The organism is Streptomyces sp. 130 (genome assembly GCF_007096885.1).
Taxonomy (GTDB): Bacteria; Actinomycetota; Actinomycetes; order Streptomycetales; family Streptomycetaceae; genus Streptomyces.
Genome location: NZ_VJNO01000005.1, coordinates 199,391 through 222,689, shown reverse-complemented (window position 1 = coordinate 222,689; position 23,299 = coordinate 199,391). Strand labels below are relative to the sequence as shown.

The following is a 23,299-nucleotide window of genomic DNA, read 5'->3' as shown; positions in this document are numbered from 1 at the left end:
GGGGCGGTCCGAGCCACGAGGGGGGAGGCTCGGACCGTCGTACCGTGCCGCGGGATCAGCTCCCGGCGACGGCCCCGGCCAGCGCCTGTTCGACATCGGCCACCAGGTCGGCGGCATTCTCGGCGCCGACGGAGAAGCGGATGAACCCTTCAGGTACGGCGTCGCCGCCCCAGCGGCCCCGCCGCTCGGCGGTGGAGCGTACGCCTCCGAAGCTGGTGGCGTCCTCGACCAGCCGCAGGCCCGCCAGGAAGCGTTCCGCGGTTCCCCGGTCGGCGAGCACGAACGACACCACGGAGCCGAAGCGCCGCATCTGGCGTACGGCGTTCGCGTACGAGGGGTCGGTGGGCAGGCCGGGGTAGCGCAGCCCGGACACGGCCTGGTGCTTGTCGAGCACCTGGGCGAGCGCGAGGGCGTTGGCGCACTGCCGCTCGATCCGCAGCTCCAGGGTGGCCAGGGACCGGTGCGCGAGCCATGCCTCCATCGGGCCGGGGATCGCGCCGGCGATCTTGCGCCAGCGCCGCACTCCGGCCGTGAGCTCGGGGTCGCGGCAGGTCACATGGCCGAGCAGCAGGTCGCCGTGGCCCGTCATGCCCTTGGTGTCACTGGCGACCGAGAAATCGGCGCCCAGCTCCAGCGGTCGCTGGCCGAGCGGGGTGGCGAGGGTGTTGTCGACGGCGACCAGCGTGCCGCCGGCGTGCGCGGCCTCGACGAGGCGCCGCACGTCGCAGACGTCGAGGCCCGGGTTGGAGGGCGTCTCCAGCCACAGGAGCTTCGCGCCCTCCAGGACGGTGAGCTGGGCATCGCCGCCGGTCGGCGCGGTCCGCACCTCGACTCCGTACGCCTCCAGTTGCTCGCGCAGCAGGGGGAGCGCCTGATAGCCGTCGTCGGGGAGGACGACGGCGTCGCCGCTGCGTGCCTGGGAGAGCAGGACGGCCGAGATCGCCGCCATTCCCGAGGCGAAGACCGTGGTCTGCACGTCCTCGCCCGGTGCTTCGAGTTCCCCGATGGCCTCTTCGAGACGGGTCCAGGTCGGGTTGCCGTCCCGGCCGTAGGTGTAGGGGCCGGTCGGTTCGCCGGACAGGTGGTAATGCGCGGCGAAGACCGGTCCGGGGAGGGTGGGCTCGTACTGCTGCGGTTCCGGCAGCCCCGCGCGTACCGCGCGCGTTCCGTCGCCCCTGGTGCTCATGGTTTCGTCCTCGCTTCTCTCTCCGGCGGGTCACCGGTCCTGGTCGCACTGTGCCAGGTGGGCGCGTGCCGCTTCCCGCCGGGCGGATCAGTCCTCGTCGGGGAGGACGACGTTCAGCGCCCAGGACACGATCGAGACGATCAGGCCGCCGAGGACGGCGGTCCAGAAGCCGTCGACGTGGAAGCTCAGGTCGAGCACTCCGGCCAGCCAGGAGGTGAGCAGCAGCATCAGGGCGTTCACTACGAGGGTGATCAGGCCCAGTGTGAGGATGAAGAGGGGCAGGGTGAGCAGCTTCACGATCGGCTTGACCACGACGTTGACCAGGCCGAAGACGAGCGCGACGAGGATCAGGGTCAGGGCCTTGCGGCCGGTGCTGCCGCCGGTCAGGGTGATGTCCTGGACCAGCCAGATGGCCACGGCCAGCGCACCCGCGTTGGCGATCGTCTTGACTACAAAATTCTTCATGTGTCTGATCGTGGCAGACATGATCGGTGGCGGACACCGGCTGGGGCAGAGGCGAGGGGCGGACGGTCCATGAAGGCATTCAGGCTGGACGAACTGGAGGCGGAACGGGCCGCCAACGACGGCGCGTATCTGCAGTTCATCCGCGAGCGGAACATGTCGGTCGGTCTGTACGCTCTGGACGCCGGCGACCTCGATCCGCAGCAGCCGCACAGCCAGGACGAGGTCTACTTCGTGGTCAGTGGTCGCGCGTCGATCACCGTCGGCATGGAAACGACACAGGTGGGAAGAGGAAGTGTCGTGTATGTCCCCGCCGGCACGGCCCATAAGTTCCACCACATCACCGAGGACCTGCGCGTGATGGTGGTCTTCTCGCCGCCCGAGGGATGAGTCCGCCCCGGGTGCTCCGCCCCCGGGTTCCCTAAGGGATCGATCAGGGGAGGACAAGGGCTTCCCGGCGTCCGGTGGCCGTCTTCCGCCTCTAGCATCGAAGCAGGAACTCACAGAGACGAGGTAAGGACGATGGCCGTGCGGGAGATATTCGCTGGTATGCCCTGGTGGGTGAAGTGGATCGCGGTGCCCGTGCTCGCGATCGTCGTGTTCGGTGGTCTGATCGCCAGCCTGGTCGCTTTCGTGGTCGGTCTGCTCTTCAAGATCCTGATCTTCGTGATCCTGGTCGGCGGCCTCGTCTTCGTCGTACGGAAGTTCATGTCGTCGTCCTCCGGAAACGGCTGGTGACCGCACGCCCGATGGGGGATTAGCCCAGCTGAGCTAAGGGGAAGGCGAATCGGCACCCGGTCACGGAGCGGCCGATACAGTGACAGACCTCTGCCGCCGCCTGGGAAAACGCCGTAAGTCACCACCCCGACCAGTGGTTTGTACGGGATCCGGTCTCCGGACCCCCGGGTCCGCGGCAGACCTGTGGGGGCGGCCCCCACGGGCGGGCTGACCGCCCGTCACCACGCCTGGGGGTGACCGTTGACCACGGCATCGAGTACGGCTGTTCCGACGCTCATCGGGTCGGTGCAGCGGGCGCTGAGGCTGCTGGAGGCTGTGGGCACCCATCGCGACGGGGCCCCGGCCAAACAGCTCGCGAGGGAAGCGGGGCTTCCCCTTCCCACCGCGTACCACCTGCTGCGGACCCTGACCCACGAGGGGTATCTGCGACGGGAGAACGGCGTCTTCCACTTCGGCGCCGCCGCCGAACGGCTGATGAGCGACCGCGCCGCTCAGAACCGCCGCAGCGTCATGGCCCGTTCGATGGGCCGCTGGCGGGACGTCGTCGGCGCCCCGGTGTACTGCGCGATCTACCGCGAGGGCGAGATCGAGCTGCTCGCCGTGGCGGACACCCCCGAGCGCCCCGCGGTCGACGAGTGGGCGGCCTTCCGCGAGACCGGGCACGCGCACGCGATCGGCCAGTGCCTGCTGAGCCGGCTGGACGAGAAGGCTCGAGAGGACCACCTGGACCGGCACCCGGTGCGCCCGTTGACCCGGTACTCGGTGCGCGATCGCGCTGCGTTCCTCGCCCGGCTGCGGTCGCTGGAGCGTACGGAACCGGTCATCGAGCGACAGGAGTACGCGCTCGGAACCGTTTGCGCGGCCATCCCGATCACGGCCGGATTCACCGCCGCCGCGATGGCCATTTCGGTCCCCCTCCACGAGGAAGATCGGTTGCTGCCCGCAGTCGAACGACTACGCGGCGAAGTGTCGAGCCTCTTGCGTTCGTTCGTGTTCTCTATCAGTATCTGAAAAATCACTCCTTGTGATCTGCTATCGCGTGCACCACGATGGCGTCAATAGGGCCATGGGGGATCATTCCTGGCCAGATTCATCTACTGCGGGGTTGAACGATGCGCGAGTCGGTTCAAGCTGAGGTCATGATGAGCTTCCTCGTCTCCGAGGAGCTCTCTTTCCGTATCCCGGTGGAGCTCCGGTACGAAGTGTGCGATCCGTACGCGATCCGGATGACCTTCCATCTGCCCGGCGACGCCCCCGTCACCTGGGCCTTCGGCCGTGAGCTGTTGCTCGACGGCCTCAACAGCCCCAGTGGTGACGGCGATGTGCACATCGCGCCGACCGAGCCCGAGGGTCTGTGTGATGTCCACATCCGGCTGCAGGTGGGCGCCGACCGTGCGCTCTTCCGGGCGGGCACGGCACCTCTTGTCGCCTTCCTCGACCGTACGGACAAGCTGGTGCCACTCGGACAGGAGTGCACGCTGGGTGACTTCGACGGCAATTTGGAGGAGGCGCTGGGGCGCATTCTGGCCGAAGAGCAGAACGCGGGCTGAAGGGGTTCGCGGCCCTGGGGGCGTCTTGCCACTCGAACATGACACCTGCCGATCGGGTGAATCACGCTGTGTGCTCCGGTTACGACCTCGCCCGCCGTCGCCGGCCCCTGCCGCTCCGCACGGGTGCCGAAGCCCCGGCTTCCGCGCCGACCCCCGTGCGGTCCGCGGAGACGACCAGCGCCGCGAGTGCTGTCGTCACCGGCACGGAGGCGATCAGTCCGATCGAGCCGACGAGGGTGCGCACGATCTCCTCGGCCACCAGCTCGCTGTTGGCGACCGTCCCCACACCGCTCTGCGCGACCGTGAACAGCAGCAGGAGGGGCAGCGCGGCGCCCGCATAGGCGAGCACCAGGGTGTTGACGACGGAGGCGATGTGATCGCGGCCGATTCTGATCCCTGCCCGGTAGAGCTGCTTGGCACTCATGGCGGGGTTCGCCCGGCGCAGCTCCCAGACCGCCGAGGTCTGGGTGACCGTGACGTCGTCGAGCACTCCCAGGGAGCCGATGATGACACCGGCCAGCAGCAGTCCGCTCATGTCGATGTGCGGATACAGGCCGTGGATGAGGCCGGTGCTGTCATCGGTGTTCCCGCTCAGGCTCGCCCAGCCGATGAAGAGCGAGCCGAGCAGCCCGATCAGGAGAAGTGAGATCAGGGTGCCGATGACGGCGACGGAGGTGCGGGCGGTCGGCCCGTGGCAGATGTAGAGCGCGATCAGCATGATCGCACCGGCCCCGACGACCGCCACCAGCAGCGGATTCGCGCCCTGGAGTACGGCCGGAAGGATGAACAGGGTCAGTACGGCGAACGACAGGGCGAGCGCCACCAGAGCCATGACCCCGCGCATCCTGCCCACGAGCACCACCGCGAGGGCGAAGATCCCGGCCAGCAGGTACAAGGGGAACTTCCGGTTCACGTCCGTCACCGAGTACTGGAGGTCATGGGGCGCGTCGGGGGCGTACGCCACCACCACCCCCTGCCCCTCCCGCAGTTGCCTCGGTGCGTCGGGCTGGACGACCTCGATGAAGCGGCGCCCCGCGTCCGGACCGCTGGTGACCTCGACGGTGGCCTTCTCGCAGAGGGCGCCCGTCGCCGGCCGGCCCTCGGGGGGCCGGGTCTCGCCACTGACGGGAAGCTGGACGGCGTTCATGTCCTCGCAGTCGGCCTTGACGACGCTCACCACCTTTCCCTGCTGGGTCTGCCGGTCGAAACCGACACCGGTCCGTTCGTGCGCCGGCGCGCCCCCCGGCCAGAGCGCCACCAGCCCGACGAGCACGGCGGTCGCGAAGGGGATCAGCACGGTGGCGATCACCTTGCGCAGATGGGGTGAGACGGGTGCGGCCGGGCCATGGCTGTGTGCGTGCGCGTGCTCATGGCCCTGCGGTTCCGGGTCGCGATGGGGGGACGTCACCGGCCGATCATCGCAAGAAGGCAGGGGCCCTCTGTTCAGCATGCCCGTCCGGGGGCTAGCGTGGTGGCACCTTTGCACACGCGGGAGCTCGGAGCACCGGGCTGAGAGGGCGCTGACCGCCGTACGACCGTACGGGAGACGCTGCGCCGACCGCCGAACCTGTTACCGGGTAATGCCGGCGTAGGGAGTAGGTCTCATGACCACATCGGACACACGCACGCCTGCCTCCAATCAGAGCGGTGAGGCCGGGAAGTCCATCGGCTGGCACAAGGGATACGTCCAGGGGCCGCGCCCCGACATCCGGGTGCCGGTCCGCCAGGTGCACCTGACCAACGGCGAGGACGTGACGCTGTACGACACGTCCGGGCCGTACACCGACCCCGCGGCCGAGACCGACGTCCGGCGCGGTCTCGCACCGCTCCGGGAGAACTGGATCGTCGCCCGCAGCGACACCGAGGAGTACGCGGGCCGCCCCGTCCGCCCCGAGGACGACGGGCTCAAGCACACCTCGCCGCGAGGCGGGCTGCGCAATCTGGACGCGGTCTTCCCCGGCCGGCCGCGCCGCCCGCGACGGAGCCGGGACGGCCGGCCCGTCACCCAGCTCGCGTACGCCCGCAGGGGTGAGATCACCCCGGAGATGGAGTACGTCGCGGTCCGCGAGAACGTGGCGGCGGAGGTGGTGCGCGAGGAGATCGCGGCCGGCCGCGCTGTGCTGCCCGCCAACGTCAACCACCCGGAGACCGAGCCGATGATCATCGGAAAGCGGTTCCTGGTGAAGGTCAATGCCAACATCGGCAACTCCGCGGTGACGTCCTCCATCGAGGAGGAGGTGGACAAGATGACGTGGGCGACCCGGTGGGGCGCGGACACGGTCATGGACCTTTCCACCGGCCGCAACATCCACACCACCCGTGAGTGGGTTCTTCGCAATTCACCCGTACCGATCGGAACCGTCCCTCTCTACCAGGCCCTTGAGAAGGTCGACGGGCGGGCCGAGGAACTGACCTGGGAGATCTACAAGGGCACCGTCATCGAGCAGGCCGAGCAGGGCGTGGACTACATGACGGTGCACGCCGGCGTACGCCTGCCGTATGTGCCGCTGACCGCCCGGCGCAAGACCGGCATCGTCTCCCGGGGCGGCTCGATCATGGCGGCGTGGTGCCTGGCTCACCACAAGGAGTCGTTCCTGTACGAGCACTTCGAGGAGCTCTGCGAGATCCTCGCCGCGTACGACGTGACGTACTCACTGGGCGACGGGCTGCGCCCCGGGTCGATCGCGGACGCCAACGACGAGGCGCAGTTCGCCGAACTGCGCACGCTCGGCGAACTGAACGCGGTCGCCAAGCGGTTCGGTGTGCAGACCATGATCGAGGGTCCGGGGCATGTGCCGATGCACAAGATCAAGGAGAACATCGACCTCCAGCAGGAGATCTGCGAGGAGGCGCCGTTCTACACGCTCGGCCCGCTGACCACCGACATCGCACCGGCGTACGACCACATCACCTCGGGCATCGGCGCCGCGATGATCGCCTGGTGGGGCACGGCGATGCTCTGTTACGTGACGCCCAAGGAGCACCTGGGGCTGCCGAACCGGGACGATGTGAAGACCGGGGTCATCACGTACAAGATCGCGGCACATGCCGCGGATCTGGCCAAGGGGCATCCGGGGGCGCAGGAGTGGGACGACGCGCTGTCGGACGCCCGGTTCGAGTTCCGCTGGGAGGACCAGTTCAACCTGGCGCTGGACCCGGACACGGCACGGGAGTTCCACGACGCGACCCTGCCCGCCGAGCCCGCGAAGACGGCACACTTCTGCTCGATGTGCGGGCCGAAATTCTGTTCGATGAAGATCAGTCACAGCATCACCGAGCAGTTCGGCGGCGCGGACGGCGCGGAGGCGACGGCCGAGGAGATCGCCGAGGGGATGCTCAGCAAGTCGCGTGAATTCGCGGCGGGCGGGAACCGGGTCTATCTGCCGCTGGCCGACTGACCTGGCACGGCCGACCGCGCACGGCCCCGGCGCCTTCCGCCGGGGCCGTGGTGGTCAGTCCGGTTCGTGCTCGGGTCCGCCGAAGTCCGGACTGGTGAAGTCCGGGCTGCTGTACGTGGGGCGGGGGGCTGCCGCCGGGCCCTCGTGCGGACCGGCGAAGTCGGGCCTGCTGTAGCCGACCTTGGGGAGCCGGCCCGTCGGGCGGTGCTGGGCGGGGATCGCGGGGCCGGCGGGCTGGGCGAGGGCGTCGCGCAGGAAGGGCACGATGCCCCGCTCCAGCAGCGCCTGTCGCCAGGCGTCCTTGGCGAGGGCCACCTCGTCGGGCAGTTGTTCGTGGGCTTCCCGGGCCGACAGGGCCGTCGAACCGTTGCGCAGGGCCGCGATGAGCAGGCCGATGGCGGCGACGAGGATGGCGGCGGCCGTGACGGCGGCGAAGAACCAGCCCGCGTCCACCATGGGGCCGGCGAACGCCGGTGGTGGTTCCAGCATCTTCAAGAGGTAGCCGACCAGCAGGAATATGGCCGCCGCCGTGCCCGCCAGCATCGGTGTCAGGACGGTGACGACCGCTCCTATGCCGGCGCCCGACTGGCCGGGGCCGTCCGGCGCCGTGCCGGAATCCGTGTCCCGTGTGGGGGCGCGTGCTTGGTCACGGGCCTTCACGTACTGCTCGTACTCGGCTGCGGCAGTGGCCGTGATCAGGGCGACGGCCGCCAGCGCCATGGTGCGCAGCTGGGCGGCGCTGAGGCGTTGGCCCACGGCGGCCAGTTCCGGTCGTTCATGTGCGTGACGCAGTGCGTCGTCGAGGAGCCGTTCGTACTCGGGCCGGTCCTCGGTCAGCAGGTGCGGAGCGCTGTTCATCTGCATCCCCCGATGCTCCGTCGGGCCTGTGTGCCCGCTGGGTCCGGGCAGTTCGGGCGGAGACGGAGGAGAGCCTGCTACTGATACGCCGATGGTAGAGCGCGCACGGCAGGGGGTGACAGAGGGTTTCCGGAAATAGCCCCCGTACTCCGTGTGATCAGCCCGGAACGGATCTTCCCCGCACGGCGTCAGTCATGCAGGGGAAGACGGACGACCAGTAGCTTTCCGGCCATGGTCACCCCACCGTCCATGGCGATGGCGAGCCCGTCCGCGTACACATGCGGGCCGTCGACCTGAGGCCCGGCGCCGTCCTCGCCGTCCTCGGAGCCGACCTCACCGGTCAGATACGGGATCGGGCTGTGGCCATGGACGACGCGCCGGCCGCCGTAGGCCGCCATCAGCTCCTGGACGGCCTGCGGCCCCGAGTCGTCGCGGAAGGCGAACCGCTTGGTGAGCTTGCGGAACAGGTCCCAGCACTCGTCGGCGTCGTTACGGGTGAGGATGGCGTGCACCGTGTCGTTGACGTCCTCGATGGTGGAGCCGTAGTCGAGGTACGCCGTCGTGTCCGAGTGCATCAGGAGGTGCCCGTCCTCCTCGACGACGGCGTCGAGCCGGGACATCCACTGGAGGTGGACGTCCTGAAGGCGCTCCATGTCTGCCTTCTGGCCGCCGTTGAGCAGCCATGCGGCCTGGAAGGTGGCCGTCCCCGCGCCGGAGTTCACCGGGGTGTCGCCGAACCGCTTGGCACCGATGAGCAGCAGCTCGTGGTTGCCCATCAGGGCCTTGCAGTAGCCGCCGGCGGCTGCCGCCTCGGCGGAGAGCCGCATGACGAGGTCGATGACGCCGATGCCGTCGGGGCCCCGGTCGGTGAAGTCTCCGAGGAACCAGAGGCGGGCGTTGCCGGCGGCCCAGCGGCCTTCGGAGTCGATCAGGCCCTGCTCGGCGAGGGCGGCGAGCAGCTCGTCCAGGTAGCCGTGGACGTCACCGACCACGTAGAGCGGACCGAGGCCCGGGGCGGCGGCGGGGCGCGGTTCGGGCACGGGCTGCACCCGGGCGGATTGGTCGACGCCGATGACGGGAAGATCGCGCGCCGTCGGCGTGTACCCCTCGGGCGTCTCGCCGTCGGGGAAGGCGTTCCCCGGGTGCGGCGACGCGGGGGGCGCCGGGGACTGCGCATAGGGCGGTACGCGGAAGTCACGCAACGTCGCCGTCCGCACCACGGGTTCCTGACCGGCCCCCTGTGTCATCGACCCCTCCACACCACCGTCGCGCCGCCGTACACCTGACGGGCCCTGCTGGTCGGGTTGGTCCGCGGTGTCGTGCGCCCATCATAGGAATGCAGATCGTGCTCTGGGACGCACCAGGGGTGGTGAATCCTTCCGCATGCCAGGTTCGTCGGCCGATTAGTCCTGATTGTGATGATCAGTCCCCTGCCGGGGAACGCGGCGCACTGACCGTGGTGCGCGGCGGGCGGCGTTGCGAGGACGTTCGGACGATGAGCTCCGTCGGCACCACGCGTTCCACCGGACCGTCCTGGTCGACGCCTTCGATGGCGTCGATGAGCAGCTGGACGACGGCCGTGCCGATCCTCCGCGGTTTCAGGGAGAGCGTCGTGATGGGCGGCTCGGTCGTCGCGTACACCGTGGATTCGCTGCAGCAGACGAGGAGCAGGTCCTCGGGGACGCGCAGGCCGTAGCGGCGCGCGGCCGCGAGCAGGTCCGTGCCATTGGGGTCGAAGAGCCCGTAGACGGCGTCGGGACGGTCCGGACGGGCCAGCAGCCGGTCGGCGGCCACCGCCCCGGCGCACGGGTCGTGGGCCGGATAGGACTCGTAGACCGGATCCTGCCCGACGCGCTCGCACCAGTGCAGATAGGCGGTGGTGGAGAGCCGGGTGTACGTGTCGGTGGTGGTGCCGGTGAGCAGCCCGATACGGCGGGCCCCGGCGGCGGCGAGGTGATCGAGGAGGTCGAGCACGGCGGCCCGGTGGTCGTTGTCCACCCAGGCGGTGACGGGCAGCGACCCGGCGGGGCGGCCGTCGGAGACGACGGGCAGCCCCTGGCGGACCAGCTCGGAGACGACCGGGTCCTGATCGGAGGGATCGATGACGACGGTGCCGTCGAGCGCCACGTTGGACCAGACGTCGTGGCGCGAAGTGGCCGGCAGGATGACCAGGGCGTAGCCGCGGGCGAGAGCCGCCGAGGTGGCCGCCCTCGCCATTTCCGCGAAGTACGCGAACTCGGTGAAGGTGAAAGGTTCATCCCCGTACGTCGTCACGGTCAGGCCGATGAGGCCGGACTTGCCGGTACGGAGCGTGCGGGCCGCCGCGGAAGGGCGATAGCCCAGGCGCTCTGCGACCTCGCGGACATGGCGGCGGGTGGCGTCCGGGAGCCTGCCCTTGCCGTTGAGCGCGTCGGAGACGGTCGTGATGGAGACGCCGGCGGCGGCGGCCACATCCCGGATTCCGGCACGTCCCTGCCTGCCGCCGCGCCGGGGGGTCTCCGTCCGGCTCACCTGGTGCTTCCCTGCTGCTGTCATGGCGAGCCGATAGTAGGGGTCGGGCGGCAAATTGGCCCGGTCGCATATGCACGCGTTGACAGGCACGTTTCTGCAAGGTCATCGGGTGCCAATAGCCTTGTGAAGCAAGCCTGTTGGCGGGGTCTACCGTCATGTGTGAGGCATCCGGCCGGATGGACCTGCCGAGTGGGCGAGGTATCGAGGAGGTCTCAACTCACCTTTTCGGGGGACGCGCGCCACGGAGCGAGCCACCAGCGCGCGCCACCGACGGTCACGCTCCCCCTCATTCCGGGGCTCACCGGACGAATCCGCTGTCCACCCGTTCGCAGCGGCGTCCAATCCTCTTAAGGTGAGCAGTATTGATGTGTACGGATGGTCGAGGAGGACCTGCGGTGAGCGAGACGAGCCCCAAGCTGCGCGCCGAGTTGGACGGCGTTCCCGCCTACGTTCCTGGCAAACCGGCGTCGTCGGACGGACCGGCCGCTTTCAAGCTGTCCTCCAACGAAAACCCGTATCCGCCGCTGCCGGGAGTGATGGAGAGCGCGCTCGCAGCCGCTGAGCACTTCAACCGCTACCCCGACATGGCCTGCACCGGTCTGATGAACGAGCTGTCCGACCGTTTCGGTGTGCCCGTGTCGCACCTGGCCACCGGCACCGGTTCGGTCGGCGTGGCCCAGCAGCTGCTGCAAGCCACCTCGGGGCCGGGCGACGAGGTGATCTACGCCTGGCGCTCCTTCGAGGCGTACCCGATCATCACGCAGGTCAGTGGCGCGACCTCGGTCAAGGTGCCGCTGACCGACGGTGATGTGCACGACCTGGACGCGATGGCGGACGCGATCACCGACCGGACGCGGCTGATCTTCGTCTGCAACCCGAACAACCCGACGGGCACCGTCGTGCGCAGGGCCGAGCTGGAACGATTCCTCGACCGGGTGCCGGGCGATGTGCTCGTGGTGCTGGACGAGGCGTACAAGGAGTTCATCCGGGACACCGAGGTCCCCGACGGTATCGAGATCTACCGGGACCGCCCCAACGTGGCGGTACTGCGGACGTTCTCCAAGGCGTACGGGCTCGCGGGGCTGCGGGTCGGCTTCGCGGTGGCCCATGAGCCGGTGGCGGCAGCGCTGCGCAAGACGGCGGTGCCGTTCGGCGTCAGCCAGCTCGCCCAGGACGCGGCGGTGGCCTCGCTGCGCGCCGAGGACGAGCTGCTCGGCCGGGTCGGCTCGCTGGTGTGTGAGCGCGACCGGGTCTCCGAGGCCCTGGCGCGTCAGGGCTGGACGGTGCCCGAGTCCCAGGCGAACTTCGTCTGGCTGCGGCTGGGCGACCGCACCCTGGACTTCGCGGCGGCCTGTGAGAAGGCCGGCGTGGTGGTCCGGCCGTTCGCGGGCGAGGGCGTGCGCGTGACGATCGGTGAGAGCGAGGCGAACGACCTGTTCCTGAAGGTGACGGAGGCGTTCCGCCAGGAGCTGTAGCCGGCGCAGCCGGCAGCTGGGCCCCGCACCTCGTCAGAGGCGCGGGGCCCTTTTCGTATGCCCGTCGCGGCGTCGAGGGGGACAGGGGACCCCCGGCGAAGATCCCGAAAGCGTGTGCGCCATAATTGCTTGTGAATGTGAACGCGTTCACAAGCGTGTCCCGCTTCCTCCCGTGATCCGTTGGATTTCACGGACAAATCGCCGCTGCTGCGGCGGTGACGTAAGGAGAAGACGACGTGGAGCTAGCTCTGGCGCCGGAGACCCTGGCGCGATGGCAGTTCGGTACGACGACCGTCTACCACTTCCTCTTCGTTCCTCTGACGATCTCTCTCGCGGCGCTCACCGCCGGCCTGCAGACCGCCTGGGTGCGGACGAACAAGGAGAAGTACCTCAGGGCCACCAAGTTCTGGGGAAAGCTCTTCCTGATCAACATCGCCATGGGTGTCGTCACCGGCATCGTCCAGGAGTTCCAGTTCGGGATGAACTGGTCCGACTACTCGCGGTTCGTCGGCGACATCTTCGGGGCGCCGCTCGCGTTCGAAGCCCTGATCGCGTTCTTCTTCGAGTCCACCTTCATCGGCCTGTGGATCTTCGGCTGGGACAAGCTTCCGAAGAGGATCCACCTCGCCTGCATATGGATGGTGTCCCTCGGCACCATTCTCTCCGCCTACTTCATCCTGGCGGCCAACTCCTGGATGCAGCACCCGGTCGGCTACCGCATCAACAAGGAGCGCGGACGCGCCGAGCTCACCGACTTCTGGCAGGTGCTCACGCAGAACACCGCGCTGACCCAGTTCTTCCACACCATCACGGCCGCCTTCCTGGTCGGTGGCGCGTTCATGGTCGGTATCGCGGCCTTCCACCTGGCACGCAAGAAGCACATTCCGGTGATGCGCACCTCACTGCGGCTGGGCCTGATCACCGTGGTGATCGCCGGACTCCTCACCGCCGTCAGCGGTGACCAGCTCGGCAAGGTGATGTTCAATCAGCAGCCGATGAAGATGGCGGCGGCCGAGGCGCTGTGGGACGGGCAGAACGCGGCGCCCTTCTCGATCTTCGCCTACGGGGATGTCAGCAAGGGCCACAACTCCGTCGAGATCTCCGTACCCGGGGTGCTGTCCTTCCTCGCCGACGACGACTTCCACTCGTACGTGCCCGGCATCAACGACATCAACAAGGCGGAGCAGGAGCGATTCGGCCCAGGTGACTACCGGCCGAACATCCCCGTGGCCTTCTGGAGCTTCCGGTGGATGATCGGCTTCGGGATGGCTTCGTTCAGCCTCGGCATCCTCGGCCTGTGGCTCACCCGGAAGAAGTTCATGCTGCCCGAGGCGATGCGCACGGGTGAGGACGAGGTGCCGAACCTGGTCCTGTTCAAGACCAAGGCCCTGAGCCCGCGCCTCGCCCGGTGCTACTGGATCGTCGCCCTGTGGACCCTGCTCTTCCCGCTGATCGCCAACTCCTGGGGCTGGATCTTCACAGAGATGGGCCGGCAGCCCTGGGTGGTCTACGGCGTGCTCCAAACCCGTGACGCGGTCTCCCCCGGTGTCTCCCAGGGCGAGGTGCTGACCTCGCTGATCGTCTTCAGCCTGCTGTACGCGGTGCTCGCCGTCATCGAGGTCCGGCTGCTCCTGAAGTACATCAAGGCGGGACCGCCGGAGCTCACGGCCGACGACCTCAACCCGCCCACCCGGATCGGTGGCGACCACGAAGACGCCGACCGGCCCATGGCCTTCTCCTACTGAGAGCGGGAGCCGAGAAATGGAACTCCACGACGTCTGGTTCGTGCTCATCGCCGTCCTGTGGACCGGCTACTTCTTCCTGGAGGGCTTCGACTTCGGTATCGGCGTCCTCACCAAGCTGCTGGCCCGGGACCGCAAGGAACGGCGGGTGCTGATCAACACCATCGGCCCGGTCTGGGACGGCAACGAGGTCTGGCTGCTCAGTGCCGGCGGAGCGACCTTCGCCGCGTTCCCCGAGTGGTACGCCACGCTGTTCTCCGGCTTCTACCTGCCGCTGCTGCTCATCCTGCTCTGCCTGATCGTGCGCGGCGTCGCCTTCGAGTACCGGGCGAAGCGGCCCGAGGAGAAGTGGCAGACCAACTGGGAGCACGCGATCTTCTGGGCCTCGTTGATCCCCGCCGTGCTGTGGGGCGTGGCCTTCGGCAACATCGTGCGAGGCGTCAAGATCGACGCGCACATGGAGTACACCGGCAGCGTCCTGGATCTGCTGAACCCCTACGCGCTCCTCGGCGGCCTGGTCACCCTCGCCCTCTTCACCTTCCACGGCGCGGTGTTCGCCGGGCTGAAGACGGCCGGTGACATCCGGGCCCGGGCACGCGGGCTGGCGCTGAAGCTGGGCGCCGTCACGGCCGTGGTCGCGCTCGCCTTCCTGGTCTGGACCCAGCTCGAGAACGGTGACGGCCGGAGCCTGATCGCGATGTTCATCGCCGCGGCGGCGCTGGTCGGTGCGATCGTGATGGTCGCGGCCGGCCGTGAGGGGTGGTCCTTCGCGCTCTCCGGTGTGGCCATCGCGTCGGCGGTCGCCATGTTGTTCCTGACGCTTTTCCCGAACGTCATGCCGTCGTCGCTGAACGAGGCCTGGAGCCTCACGGTGACCAATGCCTCGTCCAGCCCGTACACGCTGAAGATCATGACCTGGTGCGCCGGGATCGCCACTCCGGTCGTACTCCTCTACCAGGGGTGGACGTACTGGGTGTTCCGCAAGCGGATCGGCACCCAGCACATCGCCGAAGCGCACTGACGCAGTGAGTGCCCCGACCGAGCCGAGCCGCAAGGGATGTTTCACGTGAAACCGATCGACCCGCGCCTGCTCCGCCACGCCCGCGCCACTCGCCTGTTCATGGTGGCCGTGGTGGTGCTCGGCCTGGCCGGGGCGGCGCTGGTCATCGCCCAGGCCATGCTCATCGCCGAAATCGTGGTGGGCGGCTTCGAGGACGGGCTCGCAGTGAGCGGGCTGCGCACCTCGCTCCTGCTGCTCGCGGCGGTCGCGCTCGGGCGTGCCCTCGTCGCCTGGCTGACCGAGCTCGCCGCTCACCGGGCCGGAGCGGCCGTCAAGTCCGAACTGCGCCGGCGGCTGCTCGACCGGGCCGCGGAGCTGGGGCCGGACTGGCTGAGCGGGCAACGCACCGGTTCGTTGGTGACGCTGGCCACCCGGGGGATCGACGCGCTGGACGACTACTTCGCGCGCTATCTGCCCCAGTTGGGGCTCGCGGTGGTCGTGCCTGCGGCCGTGCTGGCCAGGGTCGTCACCGAGGACTGGGTGTCGGCCGCGATCATCGTGGTCACGCTGCCGCTCATCCCGCTCTTCATGATCTTGATCGGCTGGGCGACCCAGTCACGCATGGACCGTCAGTGGCGGCTGCTCTCCCGGCTCTCCGGGCACTTCCTCGACGTGGTGGCCGGACTGCCGACGCTCAAGGTGTTCGGCCGGGCGAAGGCCCAGGCCGAGTCCATCCGCACGATCACCTCGCAGTACCGCCAGGCGACCCTGCGCACCCTGCGCATCGCCTTCCTGTCGTCCTTCGCCCTCGAACTCCTCGCCACCCTCTCGGTGGCCCTCGTCGCGGTCACCATCGGCATGCGGCTCGTGCACGGTGAACTCGACCTCTACACCGGTCTGCTGGTCCTGATCCTCGCGCCCGAGGCCTACCTGCCCATCCGGCAGGTGGGGGCGCAGTTCCACGCTGCAGCCGAGGGCCTTTCGGCGGCCGAGGAGGTCTTCGCGGTCCTGGAGACGGAGCCCCGCACAAGCGGCACGGGGGAGGTCCCCGATTCGCTGCGACTGGAACTGGCGGGGGTGGCAGTACGGCACGAGGGGCGGTCCGCGCCCTCGCTCGCCGCCACCTGGCTCACCGTCGAGGAAGGGGAGACGGTCGCCCTGGTCGGCCCGAGCGGTGCCGGAAAGTCCACCCTGCTGAACGTGGTGCTGGGCTTCACCGGGCCCGACGAGGGCCGGGTGCGGGTCGGTGGCACCGATCTGGCCGATCTCTCCCTCGAACGCTGGCGGGAGCGCATCGCCTGGGTGCCTCAGCGGCCCCACCTCTTCGCGGGCACCATCGCGGAGAACGTCAGACTGGCCCGGCCCGCCGCAGACGACAGCGCGGTGACGGCGGCGCTGCGCGACGCGGGGGCGTACGACTTCGTACGTGGGCTGCCGGACGGGGACCGCACGGTGCTGGGCGAGGACGGCGCCGGTCTCTCCGCGGGACAGCGGCAGCGGATCGCGCTCGCCCGGGCCTTCCTCGCCGACCGGCCGGTGCTGCTGCTCGACGAGCCGACCGCGAGCCTGGACGGTGAGACGGAGGCGGGCATCGTCGACGCCGTACGGAGGCTGGCCGAGGGCCGCACCGTGCTGCTGGTGGTGCACCGGCCGGCGCTGCTGTCGGTCGCGGACCGGGTGGTGACGCTGACGGCGCCGGCCGCCCGTGCCGGGGAAGCCGCCGGCGCGCTGCCCGGTTCCGCGAGCGTGCCCAGGCCCGTGAACACGCCCGGCGACCTCCTGCCGACCGAGCCGGCGTCCCCGGCCCAGGCGCCCGAGGAGACCGCGCCGGCGCGCAGGCACGTGCTGACCCGGGTCAGGGACGCCGCAGGCGCCCAACGAGTCCGGTTCGGGCTCGCCCTGCTGCTGGGGAGCCTCGCCCTGGGGTCCGCCGTCGGGCTCATGGCGGTCTCCGGCTGGCTGATCTCCCGGGCCTCCGAGCAGCCGCCCGTCCTCTATCTGATGGTCGCGGTGACGGCCACCCGTGCCTTCGGCATCGGCCGGGCGGTCTTCCGTTACGCGGAGCGCCTCGTCTCCCACGACGCGGTCCTGCGCATGCTCGCCGAACTGCGCGTCGCCGTGTACCGCAGCCTGGAGCGCATCGCGCCGGGCGGCCTGCGCGGCGCCCGGCGCGGGGATCTGCTCTCGCGGCTGGTCGCGGATGTGGACGCGCTCCAGGACTACTGGCTGCGGTGGCTGCTGCCCGTCGGCACCGCCGTCCTCGTGGGCGCCGCGACCGTCGGCTTCACCGGCTGGCTGCTCCCCCAGGCGGGCCTGGTCCTGGCCGTGGGGCTGCTGTTGGCGGGCGTCGGGGTCCCGCTGGTCAGCGGTGCCTGCGCCCGGCGCGCGGAACGGCGGCTGGCCCCCGCCCGCGCCGATCTGGCGACCCGGATCACCGACCTGCTGGGCGGAACGGCGGAGCTGACCGTGGCGGGCGCGCTGCCGGGGCAGGCGGCCCGCACCCGTGCGGCCGACGCCGTCCTCACCCGGATCGCCTCGCGTGCCGCGACCGCGTCCGCGCTCGGGGGCGGCCTGACCGCCCTGATCACCGGCCTCACCGTGGTGGCCGCGGCTCTGGTCGCCCTTCCGGCCGTGGCCGACGGGCGGCTCGCCGGCGTGGAACTCGCCGTCGTCGTCCTCACCCCACTGGCCGCCTTCGAAGCCGTGACCGGTCTGCCGCTCGCCGCGCAGTACCGGCAGCGGGTCGGGCGGAGCGCGGAGCGCGTGTACGAGGTGCTGGACGCCCCCGTTCCCGTACGGGAGCCCGAAGCGCCGGCCGCGACACCGCCGAGCCCGTTCCCGCTGGAGATGCGCGGGCTTTCGGCCCGGTACCCGGACACGGCCCACGACGCGCTCACCGCCGTCGACCTCACGCTGGAGGCGGGCCGCCGGATCGCCGTCGTGGGGCCCTCCGGGTCCGGCAAGACCACGCTGGCCCAGGTCCTCCTGCGCTTCCTGGACGCCCGGGCGGGCACCTACCGGATCGGCGGGGTGGACGCCTCGGCGCTGGACGGGGACACCGTGCGGAGGTTCGTCGGGCTGTGCGCCCAGGACGCCCACCTCTTCGACAGCTCGCTCCGGGAGAACCTGCGGCTCGCCCGCCCCGCCGCGACCGAGCGTGAACTGCGCGACGCCCTGGCGCGGGCCCGCCTGCTCGACTGGGCGGAGGCGCTGCCGGACGGGCTGGACACCCTCGTCGGGGAGCACGGCGCCCGCCTCTCCGGGGGCCAGCGCCAGCGGCTCGCCCTGGCCCGGGCCCTGCTCGCGGACTTCCCCGTCCTCGTGCTGGACGAGCCCGCCGAGCACCTGGACCTGCCCACCGCGGACGCCCTGACCACGGACCTGCTGGCGGCGACCCGGGGGCGTACGACGGTACTGATCACGCACCGGCTCGCCGGACTCGACGCCGTGGACGAGGTGGTGGTCCTGGAGGCGGGCTCGATCACGCAGCGGGGCCCGTACGACGTACTGGCTTCGGTCGACGGGCCGCTGCGCCGGATGCTGGCGCGGGAACGGGAGGGCGACGGGCAGCTGGAAGCGGCTGTGGGGGCGCGCTCGTAGGCTGCGCACGGCCGCCGGGCCCCCGTCCGGGGCGGAGCGTGAGCCATTCCGACTTTTCAGTGCAAATGTGACTAATTAGGCTCGCAGTATGTCTGAGGAGGATCCGGCCAGGAGCCTGCAGGGCCTGTCCGCCGAGCTCACCGCCCAGGTGCCGCGCCTGCTGGAAGCCATGCGCTCCGTGGGGACCGGCCTCGAACTGCATTCCACGCTCGACCGGATCTGCGAGACGGCGGCGGAGCTGGCCCATGCCCGCTATGCCGCGATCGGAGTCGTGAACGAGGAGGGCGAAGGGCTCTCCGACTTCGTCACCCATGGGGTTCCCGATCCGGTGGCGCACGAGATCGGCCGGCGGCCCGACGGGCACCGGGGGCTGCTCGGCGCCCTCATCCACGACCCCCGGCCGCTGCGTCTCGCGGACCTGACCACCGATCCGAGGTTCGCCGGGTTTCCGCCCGGTCATCCGTTGATGCGCACGTTTCTCGGCGTTCCGATCAGGGTCCAGGGCGAGATCTTCGGCAACCTCTATCTCGCCGAGAAGGACGGTGGCGGCGAGTTCAGCGACTACGACCTGCACCTGGTGCGCGTACTGGCGACGGAGGCCGGGATCGCCATCGGCAACGCGCGACTGTACGAGGCGGCCCGGCAGCGCGAGCGGTGGATCGACGGCTCGGTCGCCGTGACGACCGCCCTGCTCTCCGGCAGCGACGCGGACGACGCGCTCACGGTCGTCGCGGAGCAGGCCCGCCGTCTCGCGGGTGCCGCCGCCGGCATCGTGCTGCTGCCGGCCGAGGGGGGCGGCCTGGAGATCGTCGCCGTCTCGGCGGACGACCCGGCCGATTCGCTCGGGGTGATCATTCCGGCCCAGAGCCCCGTGGTGGGCATGCTGCTGAGCGGTGAGGCGGTCTTCGTGGACGACTCGGCCACCGACACCCGCCTGATCACCAGGCTGGCGGATCCGTTCGGCCCGACCATGCTGCTGCCCCTGCACAGCGGGGGCCGGGTGCTGGGCGCTCTGGCCATGCCCCGGGCCAGGGGCGAGCGGCCCTTCACGGAGACGGAGCGGACGCTGGCCACCCAGTTCGCCGCGCAGGCCGCGCTGGCCCTGATGATGGCCGAGGCGCAGCGCGACCGGGAACGCCTCGCGGTCTACGAGGACCGCGACCGGATCGCCCGCGACCTGCACGATCTGGTCATCCAGCGGCTGTTCGCGACCGGGATGATGCTGGAGAGCGCGCAGCGTCGGTCGGACGTGCCGGAGGTGCAGACCGGCGTCGGCCGGGCGGTGGACGAGCTGGACGTGACCATCCAGGAGATCCGGACCGCGATCTTCGCGCTCCAGCAGGAACCGGCGGAGGCGCCGTCCGGGCTGCGCACCCGGGTCCTGCGCGAGATCAACATGGCCGCCGTGCCCCTGGGGTTCAAGCCGTCCCACCGCTTCCTCGGGGCGGTCGACTCCCTGGTCGGCGAGCTGACGGCCAAGAACCTGATCGCGGCGCTGCGGGAAGCGCTGTCCAATGCCTTCCGGCACGCCGGCGCCGCCCGCATCGAGGTGGTCGTGGACGCGACCGTCACGCTGGACGACGGGCGGGGCGCGGTGCGGCTGGCGGTCGCCGACGACGGGGTGGGCATGCCGGAGGGCGGGCGCCGCAGCGGACTGCGGAACCTGGCCCGCCGGGCGGAGTCGCTGGGCGGGGCCAGCTGGTTCGAGCAGGGGATCGGGGAGGGCGGCGGGGGCACGACGGTGGTGTGGCAGGCACCGCTGTGAGCACTGCTGCGCGGCATCGGAGGCAGGCCGGGCGCCGGGCTCGGCCCCGGGTCCCGGCCGGGCTCAGCGTCTTGCGAGGCTCCCCGCTCGTTCGGCCAGGATGCGCTCGATGACCACGGCCACGCCGTCCTCGTTGTTGGTGACCGTGCGACCGGACGCGGCGGCCAGGGCGGCCGGGTGGGCGTTGCCCATGGCGTACGAGCTGCCGGCCCAGCTCAGCATCTCCACGTCGTTGGGCATGTCGCCGAAGGCGACGACCTCGGCGGCCGCGATACCGCGCTCGGCGCAGCACAGCTCCAGGGTGCTGGCCTTGGAGACACCCGGACCGCTGATCTCGATGAGCGCGGTGGGACTGGACCGGGTGAAGGTGGCCCGCTCCCCGGCTGCCGCCCGGGCCAGCGCCAGGAACTCGTCCGGGTCCAGCTCGCCGTGCCGGGCGAGCAGCTTCAGCACGGGCACGCCGTCGCCCGGGGCCTCCTCGTGCAGCAGCGTCTCCGCGACCGCGACGGTGGCGCCGGGGTCGAGATAGAAGGGCGGATAGGCGGGCTCGTAGTGGATGCCGGTGGCCAGCTCGACGGCGAAGGACGTGCCGGGTGCGGCGGCGCGCAGCGTGCGGACGACGTCGACGGCCGTTTCGCGCTCCAGGCCGCGGACCTTCAACAGCCGTCCACCGGCATGCAGATCGGCGACGGCCGCGCCGTTGGCGCAGATCGCCAGTCCGTGTCCGTGGACGTGGTCGCTGACGACGTCCATCCAGCGGGCGGGGCGGCCGGTGACGAAAAAGACCTCGACCCCCGCCTCCTCGGCGGCGGCGAGCGCCCGGACCGTGCGGTCCGAGACGGTCTTGTCGTCGCGCAGAAGAGTGCCGTCCAGATCCGTGGCGATCAGCCGGGGAGCGACAGGAGCGGACTGCTCGATAACGGTGGTCACCCGTACATTCTCGCGCATGGAAACGCACGGGCGTGCGGAGGGTCGCACATTTGAGAGACGGTACCTCTGACCTCTGAACATTCCTCCGGCATATGTCGGGGTCGCCTCGGAATCATGAGAGAGGTACGGGGAAGACGGGCGGGATGGGAGAGATCCGGATCGGCACCTGCTCATGGACGGACAAGGCCCTGGTCGCCAGCGGCTGGTACCCCCGGGGCAGCCGCGACGCGGAGAGCCGGCTCCGGCACTACGCCGCACGGTTCCCTGTGGCCGAGGTGGACTCCACGTACTACGGGCTGCCCAGCATCCGCAACAGCCGGCTGTGGGCGGAACGCACCCCAAACGGCTTCAGGTTCGACGTGAAGGCGTTCTCCCTGTTCACCGGACACCCCACCCGTCCGGAGGCGCTTCCCGCCGACCTGCGCCCGGCCTTCCCGCGCGGGCGGGCCGTCGCCGATCAGGGCCTGCTGGACGAGGTGTGGGACCGGTACAGCGCCGCACTCGAACCGCTGCGGGCCGCCGGCCGGCTGGGCACGCTGGTCTTCCAGTTCCCCGCCCGGCTCGTGCCGGGGCGGCCGGCCGAGGATTTCCTGCGGCGGTGCCGTGCGCGCGCCGCGGGATGGCCGATGGCGGTGGAGTTCCGGCATCCGGGCTGGTGGAGCGGGGACCGCGCCGACGCGACGGCCGCGCTGCTGACGGAACTGGACGCCGCCGCCGTGGCCGTGGACATGATCCAGACGCTGCCCGCCTCCGTGCCTCCCGTCGTACGGGTCACCCACCCGCGGTTCGCCCTCGTGCGCCTGCACGGCCGCAGCGGCGCCTGGGGGACGGGAACCAAGGAGGAGAGGTTCCGCCACGAGTACACGACCGAAGAGCTCGCCGAGTGGGTACCGCGCGTCCGCGAGATGGCCGAGCGGGCGGACGAGGTCCATGTGCTCTTCAACAACTGCTGCGGCGACGCCGCCGTCCGTGCCGCGCAGGCGATGCGGCACCTCCTCGCCCTCTCGTAGGGCTCGCCCGTTCCGGGACCGACGCCCTCGGACAGCAGTGGGTCGAGAAACCGTTCGAATGGGCGGCCTTCGCTGCCGGTGCCCAGTCAGGGGCTCGTAAAATCGGCCCATGCGTCTGAGCACTGTCATTCTGCCGATCCACCGCTGGGCCGAAGGCCGGGAGAGGTGGGAGGGCGCCGAGCGACTCGGCTTCCACGCGGCCTACACCTACGACCACCTGTCGTGGCGGGCGTTCCGGGACGGGCCGTGGTTCGGGGCGATCCCCACGCTGACGGCGGCGGCGGCAGTGACACGGAGGATGCGCTTGGGCACCCTCGTGACCTCGCCGAACTTCCGCCACCCGGTCACCCTGGCCAAGGAGCTGATCTCCCTCGACGACATCTCGGCGGGCCGGATCACCCTGGGCATCGGCGCGGGCGGCAACGGCTTCGACGCGACGACCCTGCTGCGCAGCGGCGAGGTCCCGTGGACGCCGCGGCAGCGCGCCGACCGCTTCGGGGAGTTCGTCACCCTGCTGGACGCCTTGTTGCGCGAGCCGGCCGGCACGTCGGCCGAGGGGGAGTTCTACGCGGCAACCGAGGCGCGGAACCTGCCCGGCTGTGTGCAGCGGCCGCGCCTGCCCTTCGCCGTCGCCGCCACGGGCCCGCGCGGCCTGGCGCTGGCCGCGCGGTACGGTCAGGCGTGGGTGACCACGGGGGACCCGAAGCTGTACGAGGCGGGCAGCGGCGCCCAGTCGGTCGAGGCCCTCGGCCGGCAGGTGGACGGGCTGGGGCGTGCGTGCGTGGAGGCCGGGAGGGACGTGGCCGAGCTGGAGAAGGTCCTGCTCACCGGATTCACCCCGGAATTCAACCCGGTCGTTGCCGCGGGCGGGGGCCGTCCCTTCGATTCCGTCGACGCGTTCGTGGACTTCGCGGGCAGGCACGCGGAGCTGGGGTTCACGGAGATCGTCGTCCACGCGCCGGTGCCCGGCGACGGGCCGGGGTTCGACGCGGCGGTGCCGGACGAGAAGCTGTTCGAGGAGATCGCGACGCGGGGCGCGGCGCAGCTGGCCGGGTGAGGGCGGGGCGGGCCGGA

Annotated in this window: 19 protein-coding genes and 1 riboswitch; of the genes, 12 read left to right on the top strand and 7 right to left on the bottom strand. The window is 70.5% G+C overall.

All coding sequences use genetic code 11. The features are described from left to right. Positions 1-55: 55 nt before the first annotated feature. Together FKN01_RS07140 and FKN01_RS07135 are read right to left on the bottom strand one after the other, a co-directional pair. Entirely contained in the window at positions 56-1,186 is a 1,131-nt protein-coding gene (locus FKN01_RS07140) for a cystathionine gamma-lyase (RefSeq protein ID WP_143617538.1), read from the bottom strand. 87 nt (positions 1,187-1,273) lie between these two features. Then, positions 1,274-1,651, bottom strand: a complete 378-nt coding sequence (locus FKN01_RS07135; RefSeq protein WP_143617536.1) for a phage holin family protein — start codon at positions 1,649-1,651, stop codon at positions 1,274-1,276. Between the two features lie 69 nt (positions 1,652-1,720). On the opposite strand from FKN01_RS07135, the gene FKN01_RS07130 reads away from it, so the two are divergent. The 4 genes from FKN01_RS07130 to FKN01_RS07115 all read left to right on the top strand — a co-directional run bounded on the left by FKN01_RS07130 (position 1,721) and on the right by FKN01_RS07115 (position 3,936). Then, positions 1,721-2,038: a cupin domain-containing protein gene (locus FKN01_RS07130; protein ID WP_143617534.1), complete on the top strand. Its 318-nt coding sequence runs from the start codon at positions 1,721-1,723 to the stop codon at positions 2,036-2,038. A 132-nt stretch (positions 2,039-2,170) separates the two neighbouring features. Then, entirely contained in the window at positions 2,171-2,386 is a 216-nt protein-coding gene (locus tag FKN01_RS07125; protein WP_026171356.1) for a DUF5326 family protein, read from the top strand. A gap of 240 nt (positions 2,387-2,626) precedes the next feature. Next, positions 2,627-3,397, top strand: coding sequence for a helix-turn-helix domain-containing protein (locus tag FKN01_RS07120; protein ID WP_313906140.1), 771 nt, complete (start codon positions 2,627-2,629; stop codon positions 3,395-3,397). Between the two features lie 101 nt (positions 3,398-3,498). Then, on the top strand, positions 3,499-3,936 hold the full coding sequence (locus tag FKN01_RS07115; RefSeq protein WP_018101854.1) for an SsgA family sporulation/cell division regulator: 438 nt from the start codon (positions 3,499-3,501) through the stop codon (positions 3,934-3,936). Positions 3,937-4,015: 79 nt separating this feature from the next. Here FKN01_RS07115 and FKN01_RS07110 read toward each other — a convergent pair whose 3' ends face one another. Further along, complete coding sequence (locus tag FKN01_RS07110) at positions 4,016-5,344, bottom strand: YibE/F family protein (protein WP_185992776.1); 1,329 nt, start codon at positions 5,342-5,344, stop codon at positions 4,016-4,018. Positions 5,345-5,414: 70 nt separating this feature from the next. Further along, positions 5,415-5,548: riboswitch (TPP riboswitch) on the top strand. Between FKN01_RS07110 and thiC the strand changes: the two genes are divergently transcribed. After that, positions 5,541-7,334 (top strand): phosphomethylpyrimidine synthase ThiC, encoded by a 1,794-nt coding sequence (thiC, locus tag FKN01_RS07105; RefSeq protein ID WP_143617532.1) that lies wholly within the window; start codon positions 5,541-5,543, stop codon positions 7,332-7,334. Its footprint overlaps the riboswitch before it by 8 nt. A 54-nt stretch (positions 7,335-7,388) precedes the next feature. Here thiC and FKN01_RS07100 read toward each other — a convergent pair whose 3' ends face one another. From FKN01_RS07100 to FKN01_RS07090, 3 genes are all read right to left on the bottom strand, one after another. Beyond that, positions 7,389-8,198 (bottom strand): hypothetical protein, encoded by an 810-nt coding sequence (locus tag FKN01_RS07100; RefSeq protein WP_143617529.1) that lies wholly within the window; start codon positions 8,196-8,198, stop codon positions 7,389-7,391. A gap of 182 nt (positions 8,199-8,380) precedes the next feature. Continuing rightward, positions 8,381-9,439, bottom strand: coding sequence for a metallophosphoesterase (locus FKN01_RS07095; RefSeq protein ID WP_143617527.1), 1,059 nt, complete (start codon positions 9,437-9,439; stop codon positions 8,381-8,383). A gap of 175 nt (positions 9,440-9,614) precedes the next feature. Then, complete coding sequence (locus FKN01_RS07090) at positions 9,615-10,727, bottom strand: LacI family DNA-binding transcriptional regulator (RefSeq protein WP_026171354.1); 1,113 nt, start codon at positions 10,725-10,727, stop codon at positions 9,615-9,617. Between the two features lie 371 nt (positions 10,728-11,098). Between FKN01_RS07090 and hisC the strand changes: the two genes are divergently transcribed. From hisC to FKN01_RS07065, 5 genes are all read left to right on the top strand, one after another. Next, positions 11,099-12,178 carry a histidinol-phosphate transaminase gene (hisC, locus tag FKN01_RS07085; protein WP_143617525.1) on the top strand — a complete coding sequence of 360 codons (1,080 nt, stop codon included), beginning with the start codon at positions 11,099-11,101 and terminating at the stop codon, positions 12,176-12,178. A 236-nt stretch (positions 12,179-12,414) separates the two neighbouring features. Further along, positions 12,415-13,923: a cytochrome ubiquinol oxidase subunit I gene (locus FKN01_RS07080; protein WP_143617522.1), complete on the top strand. Its 1,509-nt coding sequence runs from the start codon at positions 12,415-12,417 to the stop codon at positions 13,921-13,923. Between the two features lie 16 nt (positions 13,924-13,939). Further along, a complete protein-coding gene (cydB, locus tag FKN01_RS07075) occupies positions 13,940-14,941 on the top strand; it encodes a cytochrome d ubiquinol oxidase subunit II (RefSeq protein WP_143617520.1) in 1,002 nt (333 codons plus the stop codon). A gap of 45 nt (positions 14,942-14,986) precedes the next feature. Beyond that, a complete protein-coding gene (gene cydD / locus FKN01_RS07070) occupies positions 14,987-18,520 on the top strand; it encodes a thiol reductant ABC exporter subunit CydD (RefSeq protein ID WP_143617518.1) in 3,534 nt (1,177 codons plus the stop codon). A gap of 88 nt (positions 18,521-18,608) precedes the next feature. Beyond that, on the top strand, positions 18,609-20,285 hold the full coding sequence (locus tag FKN01_RS07065) for a GAF domain-containing sensor histidine kinase (protein ID WP_143617516.1): 1,677 nt from the start codon (positions 18,609-18,611) through the stop codon (positions 20,283-20,285). A 63-nt stretch (positions 20,286-20,348) separates the two neighbouring features. Here the strand turns inward: FKN01_RS07065 and FKN01_RS07060 are convergent, their stop codons facing one another. Then, positions 20,349-21,233 (bottom strand): Cof-type HAD-IIB family hydrolase, encoded by an 885-nt coding sequence (locus FKN01_RS07060; RefSeq protein ID WP_143617514.1) that lies wholly within the window; start codon positions 21,231-21,233, stop codon positions 20,349-20,351. A 125-nt stretch (positions 21,234-21,358) separates the two neighbouring features. Here FKN01_RS07060 and FKN01_RS07055 point away from each other — a divergent pair, with 125 nt between their 5' ends. Together FKN01_RS07055 and FKN01_RS07050 are read left to right on the top strand one after the other, a co-directional pair. After that, positions 21,359-22,225, top strand: coding sequence for a DUF72 domain-containing protein (locus tag FKN01_RS07055; RefSeq protein ID WP_143617512.1), 867 nt, complete (start codon positions 21,359-21,361; stop codon positions 22,223-22,225). Positions 22,226-22,334: 109 nt separating this feature from the next. Further along, positions 22,335-23,282 (top strand): LLM class flavin-dependent oxidoreductase, encoded by a 948-nt coding sequence (locus FKN01_RS07050; RefSeq protein WP_143617510.1) that lies wholly within the window; start codon positions 22,335-22,337, stop codon positions 23,280-23,282. Positions 23,283-23,299 lie beyond the last annotated feature (17 nt).